8 protein-coding genes and 1 pseudogene are annotated in these 7,816 nt (G+C 37.9%); 6 read left to right on the top strand and 3 right to left on the bottom strand.

Translation table 11 applies throughout. The annotated features are described in order from the left end of the window. On the top strand, positions 1–1,807 hold a 1,807-nt coding region (locus H5180_RS20325; RefSeq protein WP_182758976.1), incomplete at its 5' end, for a hypothetical protein. A gap of 89 nt (positions 1,808–1,896) precedes the next feature. Then, positions 1,897–2,859 carry a hypothetical protein gene (locus H5180_RS20320; protein WP_182758975.1) on the top strand — a complete coding sequence of 321 codons (963 nt, stop codon included), beginning with the start codon at positions 1,897–1,899 and terminating at the stop codon, positions 2,857–2,859. Positions 2,860–2,981: 122 nt separating this feature from the next. Here the strand turns inward: H5180_RS20320 and H5180_RS20315 are convergent, their stop codons facing one another. After that, positions 2,982–3,647, bottom strand: coding sequence for an EAL domain-containing protein (locus H5180_RS20315; protein ID WP_182758974.1), 666 nt, complete (start codon positions 3,645–3,647; stop codon positions 2,982–2,984). Beyond that, positions 3,640–4,023, bottom strand: a complete 384-nt coding sequence (locus H5180_RS20310; protein WP_182758973.1) for a hypothetical protein — start codon at positions 4,021–4,023, stop codon at positions 3,640–3,642. The genes H5180_RS20315 and H5180_RS20310 overlap by 8 nt, the downstream gene beginning before the upstream one ends. A gap of 380 nt (positions 4,024–4,403) precedes the next feature. On the opposite strand from H5180_RS20310, the gene H5180_RS20305 reads away from it, so the two are divergent. Beyond that, positions 4,404–5,039, top strand: a complete 636-nt coding sequence (locus H5180_RS20305) for a hypothetical protein (RefSeq protein ID WP_182758972.1) — start codon at positions 4,404–4,406, stop codon at positions 5,037–5,039. 33 nt (positions 5,040–5,072) lie between these two features. Here H5180_RS20305 and H5180_RS20300 read toward each other — a convergent pair whose 3' ends face one another. Then, on the bottom strand, positions 5,073–6,083 hold the full coding sequence (locus H5180_RS20300; protein ID WP_182758971.1) for a DNA replication terminus site-binding protein: 1,011 nt from the start codon (positions 6,081–6,083) through the stop codon (positions 5,073–5,075). A gap of 440 nt (positions 6,084–6,523) precedes the next feature. On the opposite strand from H5180_RS20300, the gene H5180_RS20295 reads away from it, so the two are divergent. The 3 genes and pseudogenes from H5180_RS20295 to H5180_RS20285 all read left to right on the top strand — a co-directional run. Beyond that, a complete protein-coding gene (locus H5180_RS20295; RefSeq protein ID WP_182758970.1) occupies positions 6,524–6,940 on the top strand; it encodes a protein-disulfide reductase DsbD domain-containing protein in 417 nt (138 codons plus the stop codon). An 11-nt stretch (positions 6,941–6,951) separates the two neighbouring features. Beyond that, a complete protein-coding gene (locus H5180_RS20290) occupies positions 6,952–7,377 on the top strand; it encodes an OmpA family protein (RefSeq protein WP_182758969.1) in 426 nt (141 codons plus the stop codon). Between the two features lie 245 nt (positions 7,378–7,622). Continuing rightward, positions 7,623–7,763, top strand: a pseudogene (locus H5180_RS20285) (IS110 family transposase); the annotation flags it as partial. Between the last annotated feature and the right edge of the window lie 53 nt (positions 7,764–7,816).

Genomic DNA, 7,816 nt, shown 5'->3' with positions numbered 1-7,816 from the left:
ATTAAATGATGTTCAAGCTGATAACGCTCAAAACGTGAATGATGCCGAGGTTAATACAGGCAATACACCGTTGAATACGGCGGCTACAGCTTCAACGGCTCAAGCTGACGCTACTCAACAAGTGACTGAGCCTACTCAACCAAAGGCAGATAGTGCTCAGGCTGGCAGTGAAAGCTCACTAAATGCAGATCAAGCTGATAATAGCCAAAACGTGAAAGCTACCGATGTTGGTACAGGCAATGCCCCGCTGAATACGGCGGCTACGGCTTCAACGGCTCAAGCTAACGCGACTCAGCAAGTGACTGAGCCTACTCAACCAAAGGCAGATAGTGCTCAGGCTGGCAGTGAAAGCTCACTAAATGCAGAACAAGCTGATAATAGCCAAAACGTGAAAGCTACCGATGTTGGTACAGGCAATACCCTGCTGAATACGGGTGCTGCTTCAACAGCTCAAGCCAATGCTACTCAGCAAGTGACTGAGCCTACTCAACCAAAAGCTGACAATACTCAGGCTGGCAGTGAAAGCTCACTAAATGGTGAACAAGCTGATAATAGCCAAAACGTGAAAGCTACCGATGTTGGTACAGGCAATGCCCCGCTGAATACGGGTGCTGCTTCAACAGCTGAAGCCAATGCTACTCAGCAAGTGAATGAACCTACTCAGCCAAAAGCAGATAATGCTCAGGCTGACATTGATAACTCATTAAATGATGTTCAAGCTGATAACGCTCAAAACGTGAATGATGCCGAGGTTAATACAGGCAATACACCGTTGAATACGGCGGCTACAGCTTCAACGGCTCAAGCTGACGCTACTCAACAAGTGAATGAACCTACTCAACCAAAGGCAGATAGTGCTCAGGCTGGCAGTGAAAGCTCACTAAATGCAGATCAAGCTGATAATAGCCAAAACGTGAAAGCTACCGATGTTGGTACAGGCAATGCACCGTTGAATACGGCGGCTACAGCTTCAACTGCGCAAGCTAACGCTACTCAACAAGTGACTGATGCACCAAAGCCAAAAGCTGATAATGCACAAAATGTGAAAGCTACTGGTGTTGGTACAGGCAATACGCCGCTGAATACGGCGGCTACGGCTTCAACTGCTCAAGCTGACGCCCCCCAACAAGTTAATGATGTACAAAAAAAGGAATTAGCATCAAATGGTGAAAGAAATGAAGTTCTGCAAAGCAGTAATGAAAGTAAGCCACAAGTAGATAGCGCTAATAACGCTAACGTAGGGCCAGGTACTCAGTCTATGACTAGCGATGTAACCGCAGAGCCACCAGCGACAAACAATGAAGTTATTGGCAATGCAGAGCAACAATCTGAAATGTTAGATGAAAGTGACGCAGTTAGCGGTACAGATACACAAAAAGAAACTAGTTTTGATGCGCATCCTGCACCACATTCAATGATGAGTGAAAATGCAGGTGGCGTGGACACTGGTAGTCATGGTGTAAATGATAGTAAAAACAATGCACCTATTAGCGAAAAAATAGAAACAACACTTCAAGGTGTTGATGCACAAAGCTCATCTAAAGCAGCAATAACTTCTGAATCAGATGTAGAGGAATTACCAATAGATGCTATGCAATTTCTAACTGATAATGAAGTTGGTCCTAAAGAGTTTGAAACAGACTCAGGTGAAAAATATACCCGCGTGGGCTCGTTAGGTTCTGCAGATGATCCAATTGGTAATGTATACGTTAATTCCGATGGTAATGCATTTTTCAATGATGGGTTTAGTTCAAAATTACAGGACTATGGTGATATATCCGGTATTGACTATGTGAAACAGAAATAAAAAAAGCCCGAAAGGGCTTTTTTTCTGAACGGTCGCGCGAATTTTCAAAATTGTTATTATGGTAAAAATTATACAGATAGGCTTTGATTATGAATAAATATACGTTTGCAGTTGCTCTACTGGGGTTAATTCATTTCAATGCACCAGCAAAGCAAATTGAAGTAAGTGTTTCAACTATCGGCCTTACTGAACATCAGGTTAGAGAAAAGGTAAAGCTGGAAGCTCGCTGGTATTCGGCCAAGAATTTACCAGTATTGATTTCCGGCAGTGAAAAAATAAACTCGACTGGTGAATACAGCAGAGAAGTAACCGCTTTATCAGCAGCCGCGTTAAATATTACGATATTAAACGAATATTGGGATAACGAAGCTGGGACTTTAACAAGTAAGTTAGAAGTCACTCAAAATACAGATATAAGTGAACATGTATTTGGTAGCTTACTGAAGAATGACACTTTAAAAAAACAGTTACGTAAAGCATATGAAAACTTAGATAAAGTTTTGAAGGTGAACTCAGAATATGATTTTACCACTGCGAGTAGTGATATGGGTATGCTGGATACGGTTTATAACGTTTTGTATATGCGAAATAGTTACGAAGACTCAATGCGGGTGAAATCATTATTACAGAATGATTATGAAAGTTATGTTTTAAATAAGTACATCACCCCGTATTTTAATTCATTGGAGCCTATATCGATTGATGTTGACGAAAAAGGGTTGGTTATTAAGTATGGGAGTAACTTTTATGAAAAGCTCTCAAAGAGCTGTATGTCACTTGTAAATGCATTCTTCTTTCAAAATACAAGTTCAACTAACAAAGTTTCTAGTGATACCTGCATAGATGAGCCCATATTTAACCAATTAGATCTTTCATATAAGAAAAAATGGTATGCATATGCTTCGGACTACAAGGATGGCGAAATTGTAATTATATATCCAAGGAAATACTATGGTTCACAAGAATTAACGAGAATAATGAATGATCCTGTTAACGAGCTAAGAAAAATAGTTGTCATTAGTTACAAGGAAGATAACAAGGTTCGTTGGTAAATTTATGATCTGGTTTGCTTATAAAAATACCTATTTGAAGAAGTTTAGCCTGTTTAATGTACGTTTAACAGGCTAAACCGGTATGTATTTGAATTCAAATAACATGTTAGTAAAATACTGATCTACTCTATTCTTTCGGGATAATGATATAAGTAACCTTGAGCAAGTTCAGCCCTAGTTTTCTTTGCAATCAATAACTGCTCCTTTGTTTCAATCCCTTCAATAACTACTTTATGGCCCCTGTTTCTAATTAAATCGACTAAGCGATAGAATTTAATCGCGTTAGCTTTTGATTTTGTCGCCTTTTGTATTAACGATATATCCAATTTTACAAAATCTGGGTTAATAGAATTTAACGATTCAATATTAGATAACCCTACCCCGTAATCATCAATAGCAATTTGAAAACCATGCTTTTTCAAATTAGCTAAATTCTTTTCAAATATAACTTCATTGTGTTTGGCTTCACACTCAGTAACTTCTATGACTATTTGTGTGTGAGCTAATAACTTTGATAGCCGGTTACTGCAAAGATTAAAAGAAATGTTAGCAATCTCACAACGAGAAAAATTAATGAAAACCCATACATTACGCTGTTCAGCTATTTTTTTTACGGCAGTTATTTTCAAATTTGTTAATTCTACCAAGTTATCAATAAAGAAATCTGATGAAAATGGTTTGCTATTCTGAACGATAGTCATTTGGCGACGTATTAATAATTCACACGCAAGCACTTTACCTGACTGTAAGCCCACGATTGACTGAGAATAGTAATTTACATTATTCATTAATGTATTCCACCAGCTCAACAGGAATTTGATAAAGTAAAAAGAATGTAGATTTTAGGGGGGCATTTTCTTTGTTCTTTATAAAGATACGATGCAACTTACCCTCTTGCCTGGTTGTGACAATAAACGCGTCAATATGATGGAATGTTAGACCTAAAATTGTCAGTGATAATGATGTATTAGATAGCTTTATTCGCACTAGCAACACAATCACCGAAAGAAAAGTAGGTATAGCAAGGTCATTAGGGGGGGTGCTTTGATAACCAGTAAAGTAATGAAGCATCATTAATGGCCACAATATGCCGATACTCATTAAAATGATAAGGAAAGCTCTAAAAGGTGGTGATATTGAAAATAAATAATAAGTTCTATTCATAATTACTCCATAAATTTTCAATATTATAAAGCGGGGTATTTGAGTATTGAAATTTTACACATGGGTAAAATAGGCTCTGTAAGTTTCGGCTAAGAGTTATTTTTTCTTTAAGATAGCTTTGGTTGATCTAAGAGAGAAGTTCTATAAGTCCAATTCTAAACTTAATCTTTAATTTTTGGATTCAAAAAATTTAAGATTTGATGGTTCAATGTAATGAGAACTATTATTAGTTTTCAGTGGGTTAATTTGATTGCATGAAAAAACATTACAGTGCTTGTTAGATTTTATCCGTTAAATCGCTTATTATTAAGTTTGAGTGCATAAAAAAAATTGCGAAAATGCATGACTAGACGTAAATTAATATAATTTAAGGTATACAAATGATGCCATCTACAAACTCAATATCTAAACTAGGGTTAGAGGAAGCTGCAGTAAAGCTTTTTCAGATGGGTATTCGTTCTGCAACAGATTTCCAAAAGTTGTGTAACGGGCAGTTTAATGGATTGCAAGGTCGTCCAGCAGATATTCCCTCTAATCCAATGATGTATTTTAAAGAGATCAGCAACTTTAAAGAGTTTCTTAAACTCGGTCAAAGACTAAGTGAAGAAATACAGGCTGAAGAACAGCCCGAAGAAATAAACACAGATGAACGTGATGTAATTTCTTATGAAGATCTAAAGCAATTGGTGCGAAAATACAACGTAACCTCGATACGCCAGTGGAAAAAGGTTGTGAAGGAAGATAAATTACCGGGTTCGTTCCCTAGCTCTCCACAGGCTTATTACGAGGATTTTGAAGGCTGGGATTTGTTTCTTGCGCCTAAAGCGTCCCGTTTTTTAGAATGGGATGAAGCAAAAGCCTTGGCAAAAAGCGTCCGTATAGAACATGGTTTAAAAAACGCTTATGATTGGCGCTGGCTTTCAAGGCAAGGCCATAGACCAGCAGAGTTACCGAGTGCGCCTGATTATTATTATACTCAGTTCACAACATGGAAAGATTTTTATGGACTGGAGTAAACATATTTGTAATAGCAGTAAAGCTCAATTGCTTTACTGCTTATTTTTTTCTTTCAAGTAAATATGTAGACGCGGTATTAATGGCTCTACTTTGCTAACCACCTCTTTTCTACCAGCATAATCCCCCAATGGTTTAAACTTAAACGTATCAACACAGTTAATTAAGAAAACAGGCGAATGCGCGTGTAAATCTTTTCTGAGGGTCATTTCGGTACCGTTATTATTCGGGTTTTTTGGTTCGTTGAAGCGCAATTTCAAAATCGGTGTCGCTGGCGCTTTTCTAATTATGTTAAATAGCGCGTTACTTGAAAAATGACTGATAAGCTTACGCTCTTTTTGAATATGAAGCGCAAAGCCTGCTTGTGAATCCGAATTATTGCCATGGTTAGGTGCATACGCCAAAGAGCGGTCTATTTTCTCAATGACCTGCTGCTTACTCAGTGTTTTAATTTGTGACTTATGTTCCCATGAAAAGCGAGCACTCAAAATATCCTTTTGAATAAAGACTGGGTGTGTTCGTGTTGCCATTGGAAATATGAGCCCTGGTTCAGCGTCGTGCACAATCTCAAATCGTTGATCAACTGATTTAGCCAAGCGATGAATAACATCTTTGAGTTTAACCTTTTCTGCATTGAGGTTATCAAATAAGGTGGCCAACCTTTGCATATACGTAAAGTCGCATTGAACATTGACGAGGCCCGGTAATTTAATTGAATAGCGGGTTGATTCATTATTTTGTGCGCGAAATTTACTGATGTGCGAAATCGTCTTTTGAATTGCTTCATTACCGGTTTGGTGAATAACATCAAACGGCGCATCTAAAAGAGCTTGTTGATGTTCATCATTGAATTTCAAACGAATGCGAGACTGTACCAAGCTTCGACTTTTGGCTATGTCTTCAGTAATGGTAGGCAGGACGAATATATCTGCACCAATTGAGTCGGTATTTTCTTTAAGTGCGCAGGTTAAAGCATTGACAGCATTAAGCACTTCATTGTATTGAAATTTAAAATCGCCCCGTGTTGTTTTGATTAGTTGATCCATAATGCCTCTTACTGCCCAATAATGACTACAACATGCACATATTATATACCACCTAATACGCGCTCTGACACATTTTTGTATAATATTTAGCTTGTTTTACCCTGATAGCCTGTCTTATTTCCTTTTTATTTATTATTACTTTTTCATCTTTATTAGGAGTACGGTACAAGCGGCGCAGCAGGAAGAGTAAAGATATATCAATAAAACAGCTACCCGAAGGGTTAAGCTGTTTAATCATGTCTTTAATTAATATGTATGTTGTAGTCATATACATGGCTTAATTCAATTTCATTCCCTTAATTTATAAAGCTAGTTTACTACTCAAACTCAACGACTTTAATTTTTACAACACCCCTTTTTGGTATCTCTAATTTTTTAGCTTCTTTGCTATTCCCTTTACTATGCACCTATACACTAATCAAACACTCATTGGAGTCTACATGCTCATCTCTATTATCTCCGCATCGATTATGGCATTGGCCACCAGCGGCAACCTCAATATAGATACGGCTTTACCCACTGACAAACCAACCTTCTTACACCATGAACAAGCGTTCATTCTCTCGTATGACCTAACCGATACTGATGTAGAACTTACGTGGGATGTTGCTCCTGGTTATTATCTTTATCAAGACACCATTAAAGTAAATGAAATCTCTAAAGACGCACTTCAATTTACCAGTACGCCCGTTTCAACCCATGATGAATATTTCGGAACCACTATGATTGTTAAAACGCATGCTGCAGCACACTTCGCTAAATCAGCCCTTAAACAGACTACGTTTAGTGTTTCTTATCGCGGTTGTGCTGAAGCAGGCCTGTGTTACCCACCCGTTACTGTTGAAATTAACTTATAGGACACCTGAACATGTTTAAAAGTCTTTCTATTATATCTTTGGCTCTATTAGCCTCAGCCTGTTCAAACACGATTGTCGTTGAAGAACAAAAAAGTGTGGTTAAAGTAGCAACCAAACCTTATAAACCCACCTTTCATTTTGTCGAATTCGAATTCGATGCTGCGGAACCAATCAATGTTAAGACTATGGCTAAACAACTCGCGCCACACATTGCCCACTTAACCGCTAATCCTAGTCATTTTGTTTTATTGCAAGGCGCCGGTGATGATTCGGGGTCCTTTAATTACAATTTCAAGCTTGGAATGTCACGCGCTACATTCATAGAAAACTATTTACTCGAGCGCGGGGTTTTACAATCGCAAATAAAAGTAAGCTCTGTTTCAAAAGCAAATAGCCACTTAAAGCCATACGCGCGTACAGTTCACTTAAGCTATTAATTGCACTGTGCCTGCGAACCCCACTCTGTGGGGCTTCATTTGTCAGGTAAGTGAAACGTTTAAGATTTTATTTATTCATGCTTAATCATTAATTATATTTTCTTACACACTACTTATAGAGGGTTATTCTGAGCATTGTGTTATATTCCGCACGAATTTAAATCACTACTATTTTCTTATTGGTTAGCACCTGTTTTAAGTCAGTATTACCAATGTGTATTAAGTGTTCTTAAGGAACCGTGATGGCAATAAGAGCGTTGGCCTATAAATGGGTAAGGATCTTATTTAGGTGCTGGAAAACAGGAAAAGCTTATGATGAATCAAAATATTTAAAAGCACTAAAAGAGAAAGGTTCTCCTCTTTTAGTGGTAGAAAAAACTTGTTGAATGCCTCAGGGCGTGAAGCTGTCTTTCCGGTTTAACTCATTTCTGCCCCAAAA

Source organism: Pseudoalteromonas sp. SR41-4 (assembly GCF_014163985.1).
GTDB lineage: Bacteria > Pseudomonadota > Gammaproteobacteria > Enterobacterales > Alteromonadaceae > Pseudoalteromonas > Pseudoalteromonas rhizosphaerae.
The sequence above is the reverse complement of the archived record's forward strand: the minus strand, read 5'-3'. Positions and strand labels throughout refer to the sequence as shown.

Coding starts and splice junctions, on each gene's coding strand:
- H5180_RS20305 (WP_182758972.1), top strand. CDS start 4,404: ATGATGCCATCTACAAACTCAATATCTAAACTAGGGTTAGAGGAAGCT.
- H5180_RS20300 (WP_182758971.1), bottom strand. CDS start 6,083: ATGGATCAACTAATCAAAACAACACGGGGCGATTTTAAATTTCAATAC.
- H5180_RS20290 (WP_182758969.1), top strand. CDS start 6,952: ATGTTTAAAAGTCTTTCTATTATATCTTTGGCTCTATTAGCCTCAGCC.
- H5180_RS20295 (WP_182758970.1), top strand. CDS start 6,524: ATGCTCATCTCTATTATCTCCGCATCGATTATGGCATTGGCCACCAGC.
- H5180_RS20310 (WP_182758973.1), bottom strand. CDS start 4,023: ATGAATAGAACTTATTATTTATTTTCAATATCACCACCTTTTAGAGCT.
- H5180_RS20315 (WP_182758974.1), bottom strand. CDS start 3,647: ATGAATAATGTAAATTACTATTCTCAGTCAATCGTGGGCTTACAGTCA.
- H5180_RS20320 (WP_182758975.1), top strand. CDS start 1,897: ATGAATAAATATACGTTTGCAGTTGCTCTACTGGGGTTAATTCATTTC.